The organism is Kitasatospora sp. NPDC127116 (assembly GCF_042677365.1).
Classification (GTDB): domain Bacteria; phylum Actinomycetota; class Actinomycetes; order Streptomycetales; family Streptomycetaceae; genus Kitasatospora; species Kitasatospora lactacystinica.
Window position 1 is genome coordinate 110,060 of the sequence record NZ_JBHXTL010000002.1, and the last position, 17,214, is coordinate 127,273.

Below are 17,214 nucleotides of genomic sequence, written 5' to 3' on the forward strand. Positions count from 1 at the left end.
GCTGCTGGTAGCCGTACGGGTCCTGCCCGTACACCGGCTGCCCGTACTGGTCGTACTGCTGGTCGTACTGCTGCTGCTCGTACGACTGCGGCTGCTGCGGCTGCTGCTGTGGTTGCGGGAACTGCCCGCCCTGTCCGCCCTGCTGGTACCCGTCGTACCCCTGGTAGCCCTGCTGCTGGTAGCCGTACGGGTCCTGCCCGTACACCGGCTGCCCGTACTGGTCGTACTGCTGGTCGTACTGCTGCTGCTCGTACGACTGCGGCTGCGGCTGCTGTGGTTGCTGCTGCTGCGGGTTCTGGTAGCCCTGGTACGGCTGCTGGTACTGCCCGGTGGACCAGTCCTCCGGCCGCCGGCCGTCGCTGCGATCAGTCATGCACCGCTCCTGGATCAGTCCCCGCGCGGCGCGTACAGCGCCCGCTTGTCGATGTAGCGGACCACGCCGTCCGGGACGAGGTACCAGACGGGCTCACCCTTGGCGACCCGGTTGCGGCAGTCCGTGGAGGAGATGGCCAGCGCCGGGACCTCCACCAGGGAGACCCCGCCCACCGGAAGCCCGGCGTCCGACAGAGTGTGCCCCGGGCGGGTGCATCCGATGAAGTGGGCCAGCGAGAAGAGCTCGTCGGAGTCGCGCCAGGAGAGGATCTGGGCGAGCGCGTCGGCGCCGGTGATGAAGAAGAGGTCGGCGTCCGGGTGCAGGGCGTGCAGGTCGCGCAGGGTGTCGACGGTGTACGTCGGGCCCTCGCGGTCGATGTCGATCCGGCTGACCGAGAACTGCGGGTTCTCGGCGGTGGCGATGACCGTCATCAGGTAGCGGTCCTCGGCCGGGGTGACGTGGCGGTCGCTCTTCTGCCACGGCTGCCCGGTCGGCACGAAGATCACTTCGTCCAGGTGGAACGCGCTCGCGACCTCACTGGCGGCGACGAGGTGGCCGTGGTGGATCGGGTCGAAGGTGCCGCCCATCACGCCGAGGCGCTTCTTCACCGGTTCCGGTCCGCCGGGATTCCCGGCCTGCTCTCCCATGCCGCCACACCTTACGCGACACCCGTTACGGTGCGGGAACGGCCGGGTGGGGGTTCTCCGCAGATGCGTGAGGGAGCGGCCGGCCGGTGGCCGGACGCTCCCCGAGCGGTCCGCGCGGCCGGCTCAGCGGTCCCGGTTGAAGCGGGTGGTGATGAAGAGCAGGACCAGCAGGATGAACAGCGCGGCGCCACCGGTCAGGGCCGGGTTCAGGCTGTCGTGGTTGCCCCCCTCGCCCTCGGCGAGAAGGTTCAGAACGGGGAGTGCGGCAGCAGTGCTCATGGTCGGCGGGACCTTCTCGGCTCGGGGAACGGACCTGGGGGTGGTTCCGGGCCGGTGAGGGCCCACCCGTCATCGTACGGGGGGTTACACGGCAACCGCTCGGCGGCCCACCGCCGCTGACCGGGCGTGAGCACGAGCCGGGGGCGAGGGCCGGGAACGGGCCGCGAGCCGGCCGGGAACGGGCCCGGCGACAGGCCCGGGAGAGCGGCCCTAGTTGTTCTTGAAGGCGCGGGCCATGATCCAGACCAGCAGGCCGATGCCCACGAAGGACGCGACCACGATGATCCGCAGGAACAGGCCCGGGCCGGTCTCGTCGGAGATGGGCGCGGCCAGGCTGACAAGCGTGTCGGTGGACATCTGCGGGGGCTCCTCGAACTGCTCGGTACCGCGGCCGGGTCCGGTCTCGGTCGTCCAGGACTCAGGTTAAACCGGCCTCACACCGACGCCGCCCACCGGCCCCGGTGACGCGCCCGCCGCCCCCGGGACGCTCCGCGCGTACGCTGCCCCCGGGGACGAGTACGCAACCGCGCGCGTTGCACAGACAGTCGTTGCAGGCGAAGACCAACGGGGGGCGGGCCAGCGGGCCGCGGCCGCCGTCGACCAGGAGGTACTCAGACCATGACCGACACGACCGTGAAGGCCCCGAGCCGCCGCCGCGAGCGCTTCCCCGGAATCTCCACCCGGGCCTGGGAGCACCCGGCGGACCGCTCGGCCCTGGTCGCGCTGCGCAAGCTCACCGGCTTCGACGACATCCTGAAGAAGCTCGCCGGTCTGGTCTCCGAGCGGGCGATCCGGCTGATGTTCCTGGCCACCGCCGTGAAGACCTCCGAGCGCCAGTTCCCGGAGCTGCACGACATGGTGCGGGACGCCGCCTACGTGCTCGACCTGGAGCAGGTCCCCGACCTGTACGTCTCCCAGGACCCGACGGTCAACGCCTACTGCATCGGCATCGACACCCCGGTCATCGTGGTCACCAGCGGCCTGGTCGAGCTGCTCGACGAGGAGGAACTGCGCTCCGTCATCGGCCACGAGGTCGGCCACGCGATGTCCGGCCACGCCGTCTACCGGACGATGCTGATGATCCTCACCAACATCGCCACCCGGATCGCCTGGGTGCCGCTGGGCAACCTGGCGATCACCGCGGTCATCACCGCGCTCAAGGAGTGGTTCCGCAAGGCGGAGCTGTCCAGCGACCGGGCCGGCCTGCTCGCCGGACAGGACCTCCAGGCGTCCATGCGGGCCCTGATGAAGCTGGCCGGCGGCCACAACCTGGCCGAGATGAACGTCGACGCCTTCCTGGAGCAGGCCGAGGAGTACGAGAAGGCCGGCGATCTGCGCGACGGCGTGCTCAAGGTGCTCCAGCTGCTGCCGCAGACCCACCCCTTCGCGGTGGTGCGGGTCGCCCAGCTGAAGAAGTGGGCGGAGAGCGACGACTACCGCTCGATCGTGGCCGGTGCCTACCCGCGCCGCGCGGACGACCCGGACGCCTCGGTCTCCGAGCAGTGGAAGGCCGCCGCCGACCACTACACCAGCTCGGTCAAGGAGAGCAAGGACCCGCTGATGGGCCTGCTCCGGGACGTCGCCGGCGGCGCGGCGACCGTCGGCGGCAAGCTCCGCGACACCTTCACCGGCGCCGCCGGCCGCAACGGCTCCTCGGGCAACGGTTCCTCGGGCAACGGCTCCTCGGGCTCGGGTTCAGCGGGCTCGGGTTCCGCGGACCGCGACGGCAGCTGACCCCCGGGGCCGCGACGACCGCCGGCCCACCCCGACCGCGACGGCGGCCGGTGTCCCGTCCGGGGCACCGGCCGCCTCGCCGTTCCACTGCCGGGGCACGCCTCAGCCGCCCGCCAGCACCGCGCACACCTGCCAGCCCGGCCGGGCGTGGTTGCCGGGGTCGACCGGCGACGGCGGCGCGACCGCCGTGCCCTGCGCGGTGGCCAGCACCGGCTGCAGGAAGCCCGCCATCGAGGTGTCGCAGGGCTCCGGACCGGCCTGCACCACCGAGTCCACCAGCCGCAGCTGCGCCGAGGCCAGGTCGACCCGGTCGAACTCGAAGGTCAGCTGCCGCCGCACGGTCTCCAGGGTGACCGGCGCTCCGGCCGGGGCCCCGGCCGGCTTCAGCGCGTAGACGAAGGTGTGGTCGGTGGTGATCTGCAGGGTCCCGCCGTCCGCCTCGTCGATCCGCATCGCGCCGGCCACCTTCACGGTGTTCGAGGCCAGCGCGACCTGCGCCGGGTCGAAGCGGACCATCCAGCCGGTCACCGCGTGGTGCCGGTCGTCCACCGGCTGCGCCACGCTCGCGTCGAACTCCGCCTGCTCACCGGGCGTGACGAAGGCCCGCACGTCGGCGGTGGCGCCCTGGACCAGCGCGGCCGGGGCCAGCGAGGAGGCGACCAGGTAGCGCTGGACGGTGTCGAGCGCCTTGGTCACCTCGACCCGGCTGAAGTGCTCGGTGGCGGCCCCGGTCGGGGTGTTCAGCCCGATCGTGCCGTCCCCGTACCCGGGCTGCAGCGCGGTGAACGGGTCCGCCGGGTCGGCGACCGGGCGGACGGCCGACGCCGGGCTCAACGCGACCAGGCTGACGGTCAGTTGACTGCCCTCGGGCCGCACCGCGGTCCCCCTCGGCGAGCTCACGCCGAAGTACACCGCGGTCCCGAAGGCGAGCAGGATGAGCAGCAGCAGGATGAGCGCCTGGCGCGGGACGGTGCCCAGCGGGCCGAGCCGCACCCGCGGCCGGGTGGCCTTGCCGAAGGAGCCGGCCAGCCGCTCCCGGGCGGACAGTTCCTGGATGCGGGCAGCCCGCACGAACGATTCGTCGAACACGACGGACCGGAATTCGTCCTCGTTGCCGGAACCGCCCTCGGGCGTACCCTCCGGAGGCTCTCGCGGGTCACCCACACCACCAGGGTAGGCCGACACCGGCGCCGCCACGAGGGTGCGGGCGCACATTCCCGGGAACGCTCAGTGACCACCGCCCCCGGGCGTGCGCCCGCGCCCGGGGCGATGGCATCGGCCCGCCCCGGCCCGCCCTAGCCCGCCGGTGCCGTGACCACCAGCGGGGGATCGGCCGGGGCCTGCCCCGGATCGACCCCGGCGCTGCTGGTGCCGGACTCGGGGCGCCGGGGCGCTCCCGCGGAACCGCCCACGCCCTGGTAGATCGCCGCGACCGCGATCGCCACCAGGCCCACGCCCATGATCACGGCGAGCACCCAGGCCACCGGCCGGTGCCACCGCTGCTGGGCCACGTACCGCCCGCGGGAGCGCACCGGGTCGTAGCCGCGTCGCCACCGCCGCCGGACCCGGCGGTCGGCCGCCCGGTCCGGCCCCGACCAGGGATCGGGGTAGAGGTGGTCCGCGTCGAGCCCGCTCGGGTACGGGCGCAGTTCCAGCGGCAGTCCGTCCCCCGCAGGGACGTCACAGCCCCAGCCCGGGCCCGCGGCGTCCGGCTCGAACCGGGCCTCGGCGGCGGCGAGTTGCCGCTCCTTGGCGGTCGGCTCGTGCACGGCGGCGGACCGGACGAAGGCCTCATCGAAGACCACGGTGGCGAACTCGTCGTCCGCACCACCGTGGTCGGCGCCGTCGGGGTACGGGAAGCCCCCCACATCCTCAGCCACGGATTCAGCGTATTACCGGCCGGGCGATTTGTCTGTGGCTCCCGGCAGTTGGTCCGTCACACGTGTGACGGACGCCCCTCACCCGGCGTTCAGCGGCCGTGCGCGTTCCCGCCCACGGTCTGCGCCGCCTCGCCCCGCACGTGGCCGTCACCAGTGACGATGTACTTGGTGCTGGTCAGCTCGGGCAGGCCCATCGGGCCGCGGGCGTGCAGCTTCTGGGTGGAGATGCCGATCTCCGCGCCGAAGCCGAACTCACCGCCGTCGGTGAAGCGGGTCGAGGCGTTGACGGCCACCGTGGTGGAGTCGACCAACCGGGTGAACCGGCGGGCGGCGGCCTGCGACGTGGTGACGATCGCCTCGGTGTGGCCGGAGGACCAGCGGCGGATGTGCTCGACGGCGGCGTCCAGCGAGGGCACCACCGCGGCGGCCAGGTCCAGCGAGAGGTACTCGGCGCCCCAGTCCTCGTCGGTGGCCGGCACCACGGTGGCCGGGCCGCCCTCGGCGGCCTTCAGCACCGCCTCGTCACCGTGCACCGTCACCCCGGCCTCGGCGAGCGCCGCCAGCGCGAGCGGCAGGAAGGCGTCCGCGACGTCCTGGTGGACCAGCAGCGTCTCGGCCGCGTTGCAGACGCTGACCCGCTGCGCCTTGGAGTTCAGCAGGATGCCGACGGCCATCGCCAGGTCCGTCTCGGCGTCCACGTAGACGTGGCAGTTGCCGGTGCCGGTCTCGATCACCGGGACGGTGGAGCCCTCGACCACGGTGCGGATCAGCGAGGCGCCGCCGCGCGGGATCAGCACGTCCACGTGGCCGCGGGCGCGCATCAGCTCCCGCACCGAGTCCCGGCTCTCCCCCGGCACCAGCTGGACCGCGTCGGCGGGCAGCCCGGCCGCGGCGACGGCGTCGCGCACCACGGCGACCAGCGCGGTGTTGGAGCGGTAGGCGGAGGCGGAGCCGCGCAGCAGCACCGCGTTGCCGGACTTGAGGCAGAGCGCGGCGGCGTCCGCGGTGACGTTCGGGCGGGCCTCGTAGATGATGCCGACCACGCCGAGCGGCACCCGGACCTGCCGCACGTCCAGGCCGTTGGGCAGGGTGTAGCCGCGCACCACCTCGCCGACCGGGTCGGGCAGGCCCGCCACGTCGCGCACGTCGGAGGCGATCGCGGCGATCCGCTCCTCGGTCAGGGTCAGCCGGTCGATCACCGACTCGGCCGTGCCGGCCGCCCGGGCCCGCTCCACGTCCTCGGCGTTGGCCGCGACGATCTCGGCGCCGCGGGCCACCAGGGCGTCCGCGACCGCCAGCAACGCGGCGTCCTTCGCGCCGCGCGGCAGCGGGGCGAGCGCGGCGGCGGCCTCCCGGGCTCGGCGCGCTACGGCGAGGACGGGGCTGTCGGCGGTGGCGAGGTCGCTGGTCATGCCGCCAAGGGTAGCGACTGCACCCGCCCCGCCCGGGCGGTATTTCGCCCGGTGAGACGCCGCTCCGCCGGTCCCGGCCCGACGATCCCCGGCCGAGGGGGCCGCCCGGCCGCCGGGGACGGCCCGGCACGGGAGTGCCCGGTACGGGGCGGCCCGGTACGGGGCGGCCCGGTACGGGGCGGCCCGGTACGGGGCGGCCCGGTACGGGGCGGCTCAGTACGGGGCGGCCCGGTACGAGCCGGCTCAGTACGGGGCGGCTCAGTACGGGTGCACGCCGCCCAGGTGCGGCGGCGGGTCGCCGAAGCCCTCCGCCACCCGTTTGTGGTACGTCGCCCGGTCGACCACCTCCAGCCCGACGATCTCCCAGGGCGGCAGGTTCGCGGTGACCTTGTGCTCGCCCCACAGCCGCAGCGCGATGGCCGCCGCGTCGTGGAGGTCCCGGGCCTGCTCCCAGTAGCGGATCTCCGCGTGGTCGGCCGCGTAGCGGGCGGTCAGGAAGAACGAGTGGTCGTGCGCCAGCTGCTCCAGTGAGGCGCGCAGCGAGGGCAGCGGGGTGACCTGCCCGGCCACGCTCAGCACCACGTGCCACAGCCGCGCCTGCTCGGGCACGGTGGGCGGCTGGGCCGCCCGGTCGCGTTCGGGCCGCATCCTGCGCACCCCGCCGGGCCTCTGCGGCGGCGGACCGGCCGGCTCGGCGGGGCCGTCCCCGCGCCCGCCGTCGATGCTGGTCAGCCGCCGGCCCGCCGTCCCTGCGGTCAGCGCTGCCTCGCGCCTGCGTTCCACCGGCGGCCTCCTGTTCGGCGATGTCCTGTCGTCCCCACCGGCCCCGTCGACCCTCGGCCGACCGGTACGGCTGCGCCCCTCCTCGCCCGTGGCCGGGCCGCTCCCGGTACGGAGCGGTCCGCCGTGCGCGCTGCGCCGATCGGCCGGGCGGCCGGTGCCGGCCCGCCGGGCCGGTCAGCCGCGCAGAACGACCAGGTCGTCGCGGTGGACGACCTCGCGCTCGTACGCGGCGCCGAACTCCTGGGCCAGGTCGCGGGTGGACCGGCCGAGCAGGCGGGGCAACTCCCTCGCATCAAAGTTGACCAGTCCGCGAGCCACGATGTGGCCGTTTTCGGCAAGAAGGTCCACCGGATCACCCGCGGCGAACTCCCCGTCGACCTTGGTGACCCCGGCCGGCAGCAGCGAGGCGCCACCGGAGACGACCGCCCGGACGGCACCCTCGTCCAGGTGCAGCGCCCCGCGCGGGCTGCTCGCGTGGGCCAGCCAGAGCATCCGGTCGGAGGTCCGGCTTCCGGTGCGCAGGAAGAGCGTGCCGGTGGGCCGGCCGGCCAGCGCGTCGGCGGCCTGGCTGGCGGCGGTGAGCACCACCGGGATGCCGGCGCCGGTGGCGATCCGGGCCGCCTCGACCTTGGTGACCATGCCGCCGGTGCCGACCCCGGCCTTGCCGGCGCTGCCGATCTCGATGCCGTCGAGGTCCTGCGGGCCGCGCACCTCGGCGATCCGGCTGGTGCCGGGGCGGGACGGGTCGCCGTCGTACAGCCCGTCCACGTCGGAGAGCAGCACCAGCAGGTCGGCGCGGACCAGGTGGGCGACCAGGGCGGCGAGCCGGTCGTTGTCGCCGAACTTGATTTCGGCGGTGGCGACGGTGTCGTTCTCGTTGACGATCGGCATCGCGCCCATCGCGAGCAGCTGGTCCAGGGTGCGGTAGGCGTTGCGGTAGTGGGCGCGCCGGCTGGCGTCCTCGGCGGTGAGCAGCACCTGGCCGACCCTGATCCCGTACCGGGCGAAGGAGGCGGTGTAGCGGGCGACCAGCAGGCCCTGGCCGACGCTGGCGGCGGCCTGCTGGCGGGCCAGGTCCTTGGGCCGCCGGTCCAGGCCGAGCGGGGCCAGGCCGGCGGCGATCGCGCCGGAGGAGACGAGCACGACCTCCGGCGCCCCGGGGCGGCCGCGCAGCTTGGCGAGCGCGTCCACCAGGGCGTCGACGCGGTCGGCGTCCAGGCCGCCGGCCGCCGTGGTCAGGGAGGAGGAGCCGACCTTGACGACGATCCGCCGCGCGGTCAGCACCTCGTCCCGCAGAGAGTCCTCGCTCATCTCGCTGTACGCCCTTCCGGTGTGGTGCGGGTACGGCGGGGCCCGGGCCCGGCCGTCACCCCCGCAATCTACGCGATCGGCGCAGGTCACCCGCCGGGTGTTTCACCGGCTGGACCCGGCCCGGTCACGGGCCCGCCACAGCCCGTCCGGCAATCCGGATGACTGGTATGGTCCCTGACCGCAAGCCAGATCGGGGGACGGCTTCTTGCCCGCTGGACCCATGTCGTCATCGACCCTTCCTGTCACGACGGGCGGCGCCGCACTGGGCAAAGGCCGGCAACGGTCGCGGCCGTGCGCCCAGGAGAAATGCGCACCATGCGTTCGTACACCACCAAGCTGACCTTCGCCGCGCTCGCGGCGGCCACCGCACTGTCGCTCGCGGCCTGCGGGCCGGACAACGCCGACCCGGCCGCACCGGCGGGCGGCTCGACCGGTGCCGCTCCGGCGCCGACCAGCGGCGCTCCGGGCACCGCCACCGGAGGTGCCGCCACCGGGGGCACCGCGACCGGCGGCGCGGCCGGCGGTTCGACCGCGGCCCCGTCGGGTGCGGCGACCGGCGGAGCGGCGGCCGGCGGCGCGGGCACCGCCGGTGCGGCGGGCGGCGGGGCCGGCGGCGGAGCCGTCCCGGCGGCCGCCAGCAGCGTGAAGGTCGGCCAGAGCGCCACCGTGGACTTCGCCGACAAGACCTCCAAGGTCGCCACCAAGCTGGAGATCACCGTCACCGGCGTCGAGGTCGGCTCGGTGCAGGACTTCACCGCCGCCAAGATCAGCATCGTCGGCCTGGAAGGCCGCACCCCGGTGTACGTGAGCTACACCATCAAGAACGTCGGGGACGCCAGCCTCTCCTTCACCGCCCCGGACTCGAAGTTCGTCGTCTTCGACACCGCCGGCAAGAAGGGGCTCAACGTCATGACCGCCGCCACCCCGCTGCCCAAGTGCACCGGGGCGAAGTTCCAGGGCGTGACCAAGGGCGCCGAGGCCAAGGGCTGCACCATCATCTCCATCCCCGGGAACACCCCGGCCGCGGTCGGCTACACCGACCTGGCCGACCCGCTGAAGCTCCAGGCCTCCTGGGCCAAGTGACGCCCGGTCACCGCTGAGCACGCGGACGGCCCCCGCCACCTTCGACAGGTGACGGGGGCCGTCCGACAGGGGCCCTGGAGACAGGCCTCAGGACTCCGAGGCTCAGTGGTCCTCGTCGTCCTCGCCCTCGATGGCGGCCTGGCGGCCGCTGGAGAGCGCCTCGAAGGCGAGGAACTCGGACTCGGCCGCGTCCCGGCCCTTCTGCTTCTCGCGGCGGCGGTCGACCGCCGGGCGCGGGCTCTCGAAGCGGTGGTCCTCACCGCGACGGCCGAGCATCTCGGCACCGGCGGCCATGGTCGGCTCCCAGTCGAAGACGACGGCGTTCTCCTCGGGGCCGATGACGACGGTGTCGCCCTCGTGCGCCCCGATCTTCCACAGCTCCTGCTCGATCCCGAGGCGGGCCAGCCGGTCGGCGAGGTAGCCGACGGCCTCGTCGTTGCTGAAGTCGGTCTGGCGGACCCAGCGCTCCGGCTTGACGCCGCGGATGTGGTACGCGCCGTCCTCCTCGGTGATGGTGAAGCCGGCGTCGTCGACGGCCTTGGGCCGCAGCACGATCCGGGTGGACTCCTCGGCCGGCTTGGCGGCGCGCGCCTCGGCGACGATCCCGGCCACGGCGAAGCTCAGCTCGCGCAGGCCCTTGCGGGAGGCGGCGGAGACCTCGAACACCCGGTAGCCGCGCTCCTCCAGGGAGGCGCGGGTCAGGTCGGCGATGTCCTGGCCGTCCGGGACGTCCACCTTGTTGAGCGCGACCAGGCGCGGGCGGTCCTCCAGACCGCCGTACTCGGCGAGCTCGGCCTCGATGGTCTCCAGGTCGGTCAGCGGGTCGCGGCCGGGCTCCAGGGTGGCGCAGTCCAGCACGTGCACCAGCACCGAACAGCGTTCCACGTGGCGCAGGAACTCCAGGCCCAGGCCGCGGCCCTGGCTGGCGCCCGGGATCAGGCCGGGCACGTCGGCGATGGTGTAGACGATGTCGCCCGCGGTGACCACCCCGAGGTTGGGGATCAGGGTGGTGAACGGGTAGTCCGCGATCTTCGGCTTGGCGGCGGAGAGCACCGAGATCAGCGAGGACTTGCCGGCGCTCGGGTAGCCGACCAGGGCCACGTCGGCGACGGACTTGAGCTCCATGACGATGTCACGGGCCTCCCCGGGCTCGCCGAGCAGCGCGAAGCCGGGCGCCTTGCGGCGGGCCGAGGCCAGCGCGGCGTTGCCGAGGCCGCCGCGGCCGCCCTGGGCGGCGACGAAGCTCGTGCCGTGCCCGACCAGGTCGGCCAGCACGTTGCCCGTGCGGTCCAGCACCACGGTGCCGTCCGGCACCAGCAGGACGAGGTCCTCGCCGATCGCGCCGGTGCGGTTGCCGCCCGCGCCCGGCTTGCCGTTGGTGGCCTTGCGCTTGGGCGAGTGGTGGTACTCCAGCAGGGTGGTGACCTGCGAGTCCACGGTGAGGATGACGCTGCCGCCCTCACCGCCGTTGCCGCCGTCCGGGCCGCCGAGCGGCTTGAACTTCTCGCGGTGCACGGAGGCGCAGCCGTGGCCCCCGTTACCCGCGGCGACATGAAGTTCGACGCGGTCCACGAAGGTGGTCATGGGTGTGCCTCCAGTGCGCGAGAGTCTGCTTGCTACCTGCGTAAAGCGTGAAGGGTGGACCGGAGAATTCCGGCCCACCCTTCACTGTGAGTCTTGTCCGACCCGGTGGGTCTTCTCAGACTCGGGAGTCCGCGGGGACTCAGGCCTCGACGGCCACGATGTTGACGACCTTGCGGCCACGACGGGTGCCGAACTGCACCGCACCGGCGGTCAGCGCGAACAGGGTGTCGTCGCCACCGCGACCGACACCGGCACCCGGGTGGAAGTGGGTGCCGCGCTGGCGGACGAGGATCTCGCCGGCGGAGACGACCTGGCCACCGAAGCGCTTCACGCCGAGGCGCTGGGCGTTCGAGTCACGGCCGTTACGAGTAGAGCTTGCGCCCTTCTTGTGTGCCATTTTTCGCTATCCCCTTACTTGCTGACCGAGTCGATGCTCGTGATGCGCACCGCGGTGTGCTGCTGACGGTGACCCTGGCGACGGCGGTAGCCGGTCTTGTTCTTGTAACGCAGGATGACGATCTTGTCACCCTTGGTCTGGTCGACCACCTCGGCGTGAGCCTTCACGCCGGCCAGGACCCACGGGTCGGAGGTGACGGCGTCACCGTCGACGACGAGGATGGTCGAGAGCTCGACCGAGTCACCCGGCTTGGCCTCGATACGGTCGATCTCCAGCACGTCGCCCACGGCGACCTTGTGCTGGCGGCCGCCTGCGCGAACGATCGCGTACATGCGGTACCTGCTTTCCTTGCTCGGTCGGAACCCCCGACGCCAGCCACCTGGGTACGGACACAGGAGCCTCTCCCCGGCCCTCCGCGCGAACGCGGCGACCCGGGAAGGTGATGTGCTCGGGAGCATGGCGTAGACACGCCGATGGTCAAGAATACGGACCGGCCGCCCGGGGGGCAAACCGGCCCGTACGACCCGGGGCGGGATCACTCCCGCCCCGGGCGTGGGCACTACTCGGACGCCGTATCACCCTCGGCGGCCGCGGCCTTCTTGGCCGCCGCGCTCGTCCGCTTGGTGGCGGTCTTGCGGGCGGTGGTCTTCTTGGCCGCCGTGGTGGTCTTCTTGGCGGCGGTCTTCTTCGCGGCGGTCTTGCGGGCGGCCCGCTTCTTCGGCGCCGGCGCCTCCTCGGCCGGAGCCTCGCCGGCCTCCGTGGCCTCGGGAGCCTCCGTGGCCTCGGGAGCCTCGGCGACGACCGCGGCCTCCGCGACCACGACCGGCTCGCCCGGCGCCTCGGCGACGGCCTCGGCGGCGGCTTCCGCGACCGCCGGGGCGGCGGCCTCCAGGGCCGCCTCCAGCGCCGCCTCGGCCTTGGCCTGGAGCACCACGATCTCGGCGGTGTCCGGGGAACCCGCCGGAGCGGTCGCCTTGCGCACCGCGCGGCGACGCGGACGGCCCGCCGGAGCGGCGGCCGGGACCTCGGCCACGGGGGCCGCGGGGACCTCGACGGCCGGCGCGGCCGCCTCGGCCGGAGCCTCGACGCCCGGGACCTCCAGGGCCAGCTGGCCCTCGATCTCCTCGCGCACCGGCTCGGCGACGTCCTCCGCCGACTCGGACAGGATGGTCACCGCGGGCTCGACGGCCTGCGGCTCCTCGTGGCCCGCGCCGCCCTTGCCGCGACGACGGCGCTTGCCGCCGCCCGCACCGGCCTCGCCCGCCGCCACGGGGGCGTGGACGTGGGCGCTCGGCTGCTCCATGTGGACGATCACGCCGCGGCCGTTGCAGTGCACGCACGGCTCGGAGAAGGACTCCAGCAGGCCCTGGCCGACCCGCTTGCGGGTCATCTGGACCAGGCCCAGCGAGGTGACCTCGGCCACCTGGTGCTTGGTCCGGTCCCGGCCCAGGCACTCCAGCAGGCGGCGCAGCACCAGGTCGCGGTTGGACTCCAGCACCATGTCGATGAAGTCGATCACGATGATGCCGCCGAGGTCGCGCAGCCGCAGCTGGCGCACGATCTCCTCGGCCGCCTCGATGTTGTTCCGGGTGACCGTCTCCTCCAGGTTGCCGCCCTGGCCGACGAACTTCCCGGTGTTGACGTCGATGACGACCATCGCCTCGGTGCGGTCGATCACCAGCGAACCGCCGCTGGGCAGCCAGACCTTGCGGTCCAGCGCCTTCATCAGCTGCTCGTCGATCCGGTAGGTGGCGAACACGTCCACCTCGGAGGTCCACCGCTGGAGCCGCTCGGCGAGGTCCGGGGCCACGTTGGAGACGTACTCGTGGATGGTCTTCCACGCCTCGTCGCCGGAGACGATGACCTTGCTGAAGTCCTCGTTGAAGATGTCGCGGACGACCCGGACGGTCATGTCCGGCTCGCCGTACAGCAGCGCCGGGGCGTTGCCGGTCGCGGCCTTCTTCTGGATGTCCTCCCACTGCTGCTGGAGGCGCTGGACGTCGCGGGTCAGCTCCTCCTCGGAGGCGCCCTCGGCGGCGGTGCGCACGATGACGCCCGCGTCGTCCGGGACGATCTTCTTGAGGATCTGCTTCAGCCGGGCGCGCTCGTTCTCCGGAAGCTTGCGCGAGATGCCCGTCATCGAGCCCTCGGGCACGTACACCAGGTAGCGGCCGGGCAGCGAGATCTGGCTGGTCAGGCGGGCGCCCTTGTGGCCGATCGGGTCCTTGGAGACCTGCACCAGCACGGACTGGCCGGACTTCAGCACCGACTCGATCCGGCGCGGGCCGCCGTGGCCGCCCAGCGCGCCGAAGTTGACCTCACCGGCGTACAGCACCGCGTTGCGGCCCTTGCCGATGTCGACGAAGGCGGCCTCCATCGACGGCAGCACGTTCTGGACCTTGCCCAGGTAGACGTTGCCGACGTACGAGGTGGCCTGCTCCTTATTGACGTAGTGCTCGACCAGCACGCCGTCCTCGAGGACGCCGATCTGGGTGCGCTGGCCGCTCTGGCGCACCACCATGACGCGCTCGACCGACTCGCGGCGGGCCAGGAACTCGGCCTCGGTGATGATCGGCACCCGGCGGCGGCCCAGCTCGCGGCCCTCGCGGCGGCGCTGCTTCTTGGCCTCCAGACGGGTCGAGCCCTTGATGGACTGCACCTCGTCCGGGTCGAAGGACGGCTCGGTGGAGCGGCGGCGCGGCTCGCGCACCTTCACCACCGTGCGGACGCCGTCCTCGGTGGTCTCGGCGGCCTCGACGGCGCCGGCCTCACCGCTGCGGCGACGGCGGCGACGGCGGCGGCGCGACGAGGACAGGCCGGCGGCCAGGTCGTCGTCCTCCTCGCCCTCGTCCTCGGCGACGGCCTCGGCCGACTCCTCGGCGGCGGGCTGCTCGGTCTCGACGGCCTCGGCGGCCTCGAACTCCTCGGCCTCGCCACGACGGCGGCGGCGGCCACCCCGGCGGCGACGGCGCGACGGACGGCCGTCGTCCTCCCACTCGCCCTCGGTCTCCGGACCGGTGACGGGGGCCTCCACGGCGGGCGCCTCGGCGACCGGGGCCTCGACGACCGGCGCGGCCTCGACCGGGGCCTTCACGGGGGCCTTCGCCGGCGCCTTCGCCTGGGCCTGGGCCTTCGCCTGGGCGGCCGGCTTGCGACGGGTCGGCTCGACCCGGGTACGGACCCGGCGGCGACGGCCGACACCGCTGTACTCGAACTCGTCGTCCTCCTCCGTGCGCTCGGCCACGGCCGGGGCCTCGGCCTGCACCGGGGCGGCGACGGGCTGCTGCGGCGCGGCCGCGGTGGCCGGCGCGGACGGCGTGGACGGCGCGACGAAGGGGGCCGGCTCCTGGAACACCGGGGCCTGGAAGACCGCGGTGGCCGGGCGCACGGCGCGGCGGCGCACCCGGTGGTGCGGCTCGGCGGGCGCCTCGGTGACGGGGGCCTCGGGGGCGGCGGCCTCGACGGCCTCCTCCTCGGGCTCCTCCGCGGCGGCGGGCTCCTCGGCCTGCGGCGCCTCGGCAACGGGCTCCTCCACCGGGGCCTCGACGACCGGCGCGGCCTCGACCACGCGACGGCGGCGGGGGCGGCGGGCCGGAGCGGCCGGGGCCTCCTCGGCCACCGACTCGGCGGCGGCGGGGGCCTCGGGGGCGACGGCCTCGACGACCGGCGTCTCGACGACCGGCGCCTCGGCCTCGGTCGTGGGAGCACCGGCGGGCGCCTCGGCGCGCTTGCGGGTGCGCCGGGCCCGGGCGGGCTTCTCGGCGACGGGCTCGGCGACCTCGGCGACCTCGGCCTTGTCGGCCTTCTCCGCCTTCTCGGTCTTGCCCGCCTTGGTGGCCCTGGTGGCCCTGGTGGCCTTCGCGGGCTTCTCGGCGGCGGGCTCGGCCGCCGGGGCCTGCGCCGTCTCCGGTGCGGTCACCACGATCGGGGTGGCCTCCGGCGCCCCGGCCGGGGCCTCGGCGCGCTTGCGGGTCCGGCGGGCCCGGACCGGCTTCTCGGCGGCGGGCTCGGCCGCCGGCTCCACGGCCGGAGCCGGGGTGGCCGCGGCGGTCGGCGTCTCGGCCGGCAGCACCGTCTCGGCCGCCTCGGCGGCCGCACCCTGCGGGGTGCCCGCCGGGCGGGACACCGCGCGGCGACGACGGCGCGGCGGCGCGGCGGACGCGCCCTCGCCACCGGTCGCGGCGGATTCGTTCTGGTCCGTGGCCGCAGTCTGCTGCGGATCGGTGTTATCGAGCATGCGGGTGGATCTCCCGTCAGGCCCCCGGGCTCCACATCCGGGCACGGCACGGCACCGCTGGGTGGCCGGCATCGCGACGATGCCCGGACCGGACCCTTTTGACGGTGCCGCCGCGCGGACGCGACGCCGCACAGGGGCTCGTAGTCTCGCTCGGCGCCCCGCGCTCGGCGGGGTGTCGAAAGTCTTCTGGTTCTGACCAGTCTTCTGAGGTTTTCCCAAGCTGCGCCGTCCCCCAACCCCGGGTGGCTCCCGGACGGGGTCCCGGACCGGCCGACCTTCCTGGTCGGCAGGCCCCGGGTGGCAGGCCTGTGCTGCGACGACGCTCGCTCCCCTGGGGAGCCGCGGGAACCCTGGAGGACCGTCGGGTCCAGTGAGGTACTGGACCCGGCCTCCCCCCGCTAGGCGGACGCGGTAGCGTGCGGCCCCACGGCCGGCTCCGAGCCGACCGGGGCCGCCGCGCGGTCGAGCGCCAGCGGGTCGGTCACCGTGCCGGTCTCCTCGTCGAGCGGCCCCTGCGCCAGCCTGGTCACCTCTGCGGGGACCGGCGGCGCCAGGTCGGCCGTCGCACGGAGACCGGACAATACGTCGTCGGGTCGTACGGCGGGTGTGGCGTGTCGTACTACCAGGCGCAGTATCGCACAGGGACGGCCGGTCCGAACATCGCGGTCGGTTCCGGGCCCGGCGTCCGCACCGGCCTCGACCTGGGCCGGGACGGCTTCCAGCGCCGCCACCGCGCCCCGCGCGTCGAAGACCCGCAGGCCGTTCTTGGTGCGGCGCTCGACCTCGACCCGCTCGGCGGCGAGGAAGCTCGCGACCGCCTCGGCGGCCACGTCGGGCTCCACGCCGTCCAGTCGGAGCAGCCACTCGGAGGCCTCCAGGCGCTCCACGAAGTTCGGCGTCCGGACCTCGACCGCGTCGATCACGTCCAGGCCGGCCGGCAGCGACTCGTCCAGCTGCGCCCGCAGCTGCTCGGGGTCGCGGACCGCGGCCAGGCCGATCTCCAGGTACTCCGCCTCGCTCGCCACCCCGGTCGGGGCCGCGTTGGCGTAGGAGACCTTCGGGTGCGGGGTGAAGCCGGCCGAGTAGGCCATCGGAACGGCGGACCGGCGCAGGGCGCGCTCGAAGGCGCGCTGGAAGTCGCGGTGGCTGGTGAAGCGGAGCCGACCGCGCTTGGTGTAGCGGAGACGAATCCGCTGCACCGTCGGCGCGGGCGGCGGACCGTCGGGCGTACGGCGTGCCAGGGTCGCTCAGTCCTTAGTCAGTTGTCCCCGTCCGGTGCGGCGTCTTCCCGCCACTGTCCGGACTCTGTCACCTCAAAGGGTACGCGCCCCGCGCTCCCCCTCGCTCCGCCCCTGGTCAGCCTCCGCTCCACCGCACGCCGCGACCCCCGGCCGGAACGTTCCGGCCGGGGGTCGCGGGACGGGGGCTCCCGCTTAATGTTGGCCACCGTCAGGGGGGGCATCTTATTTCCGGTGGGGGCGATGTGGATGTGGG

16 protein-coding genes are annotated in these 17,214 nt (G+C 74.1%); 2 read left to right on the plus strand and 14 right to left on the minus strand.

Annotated elements, in window-relative coordinates:
• The 4 genes from ACFVHV_RS01545 to ACFVHV_RS01560 all read right to left on the minus strand — a co-directional run.
• The coding region (locus ACFVHV_RS01545; protein ID WP_380348040.1) for a hypothetical protein at positions 1 to 373 on the minus strand (373 nt) is incomplete at its 3' end.
• Positions 374 to 387: 14 nt separating this feature from the next.
• Positions 388 to 1,020 (minus strand): nicotinate-nucleotide adenylyltransferase, encoded by a 633-nt coding sequence (gene nadD / locus ACFVHV_RS01550; RefSeq protein ID WP_049658574.1) that lies wholly within the window; start codon positions 1,018 to 1,020, stop codon positions 388 to 390.
• 123 nt (positions 1,021 to 1,143) lie between these two features.
• Entirely contained in the window at positions 1,144 to 1,299 is a 156-nt protein-coding gene (locus ACFVHV_RS01555; protein WP_359910967.1) for a hypothetical protein, read from the minus strand.
• A gap of 210 nt (positions 1,300 to 1,509) precedes the next feature.
• On the minus strand, positions 1,510 to 1,656 hold the full coding sequence (locus ACFVHV_RS01560) for a hypothetical protein (RefSeq protein WP_359910966.1): 147 nt from the start codon (positions 1,654 to 1,656) through the stop codon (positions 1,510 to 1,512).
• A gap of 261 nt (positions 1,657 to 1,917) precedes the next feature.
• Between ACFVHV_RS01560 and ACFVHV_RS01565 the strand changes: the two genes are divergently transcribed.
• A complete protein-coding gene (locus ACFVHV_RS01565) occupies positions 1,918 to 3,033 on the plus strand; it encodes a M48 family metallopeptidase (protein WP_380348042.1) in 1,116 nt (371 codons plus the stop codon).
• Positions 3,034 to 3,135: 102 nt separating this feature from the next.
• Here ACFVHV_RS01565 and ACFVHV_RS01570 read toward each other — a convergent pair whose 3' ends face one another.
• The 5 genes from ACFVHV_RS01570 to proB form a co-directional block, all read right to left on the minus strand.
• Complete coding sequence (locus ACFVHV_RS01570; RefSeq protein ID WP_359910962.1) at positions 3,136 to 4,197, minus strand: hypothetical protein; 1,062 nt, start codon at positions 4,195 to 4,197, stop codon at positions 3,136 to 3,138.
• A 131-nt stretch (positions 4,198 to 4,328) separates the two neighbouring features.
• A complete protein-coding gene (locus ACFVHV_RS01575) occupies positions 4,329 to 4,913 on the minus strand; it encodes a hypothetical protein (protein ID WP_359910959.1) in 585 nt (194 codons plus the stop codon).
• A gap of 89 nt (positions 4,914 to 5,002) precedes the next feature.
• Positions 5,003 to 6,325, minus strand: coding sequence for a glutamate-5-semialdehyde dehydrogenase (locus ACFVHV_RS01580; protein WP_380348044.1), 1,323 nt, complete (start codon positions 6,323 to 6,325; stop codon positions 5,003 to 5,005).
• Between the two features lie 258 nt (positions 6,326 to 6,583).
• Positions 6,584 to 7,108, minus strand: a complete 525-nt coding sequence (locus ACFVHV_RS01585) for a hypothetical protein (RefSeq protein ID WP_359910956.1) — start codon at positions 7,106 to 7,108, stop codon at positions 6,584 to 6,586.
• A 174-nt stretch (positions 7,109 to 7,282) separates the two neighbouring features.
• Positions 7,283 to 8,419 (minus strand): glutamate 5-kinase, encoded by a 1,137-nt coding sequence (gene proB / locus ACFVHV_RS01590; RefSeq protein ID WP_359910954.1) that lies wholly within the window; start codon positions 8,417 to 8,419, stop codon positions 7,283 to 7,285.
• A gap of 306 nt (positions 8,420 to 8,725) precedes the next feature.
• Here proB and ACFVHV_RS01595 point away from each other — a divergent pair, with 306 nt between their 5' ends.
• The gene (locus ACFVHV_RS01595; protein ID WP_359910952.1) at positions 8,726 to 9,502 is read left to right on the plus strand and encodes a hypothetical protein; all 777 of its coding nucleotides are present in this window, start codon (positions 8,726 to 8,728) and stop codon (positions 9,500 to 9,502) included.
• Positions 9,503 to 9,604: 102 nt separating this feature from the next.
• Here the strand turns inward: ACFVHV_RS01595 and obgE are convergent, their stop codons facing one another.
• From obgE to ACFVHV_RS01620, 5 genes are all read right to left on the minus strand, one after another.
• Positions 9,605 to 11,086: a GTPase ObgE gene (gene obgE, locus ACFVHV_RS01600; protein WP_380348047.1), complete on the minus strand. Its 1,482-nt coding sequence runs from the start codon at positions 11,084 to 11,086 to the stop codon at positions 9,605 to 9,607.
• A 139-nt stretch (positions 11,087 to 11,225) separates the two neighbouring features.
• Positions 11,226 to 11,483, minus strand: a complete 258-nt coding sequence (rpmA, locus tag ACFVHV_RS01605; RefSeq protein WP_030309712.1) for a 50S ribosomal protein L27 — start codon at positions 11,481 to 11,483, stop codon at positions 11,226 to 11,228.
• A 14-nt stretch (positions 11,484 to 11,497) separates the two neighbouring features.
• Positions 11,498 to 11,815, minus strand: a complete 318-nt coding sequence (gene rplU / locus ACFVHV_RS01610) for a 50S ribosomal protein L21 (RefSeq protein WP_045696828.1) — start codon at positions 11,813 to 11,815, stop codon at positions 11,498 to 11,500.
• A gap of 227 nt (positions 11,816 to 12,042) precedes the next feature.
• The gene (locus ACFVHV_RS01615) at positions 12,043 to 15,720 is read right to left on the minus strand and encodes a ribonuclease E/G (protein ID WP_380348049.1); all 3,678 of its coding nucleotides are present in this window, start codon (positions 15,718 to 15,720) and stop codon (positions 12,043 to 12,045) included.
• A gap of 398 nt (positions 15,721 to 16,118) precedes the next feature.
• Complete coding sequence (locus ACFVHV_RS01620) at positions 16,119 to 16,919, minus strand: TIGR03936 family radical SAM-associated protein (protein ID WP_359910945.1); 801 nt, start codon at positions 16,917 to 16,919, stop codon at positions 16,119 to 16,121.
• Positions 16,920 to 17,214 lie beyond the last annotated feature (295 nt).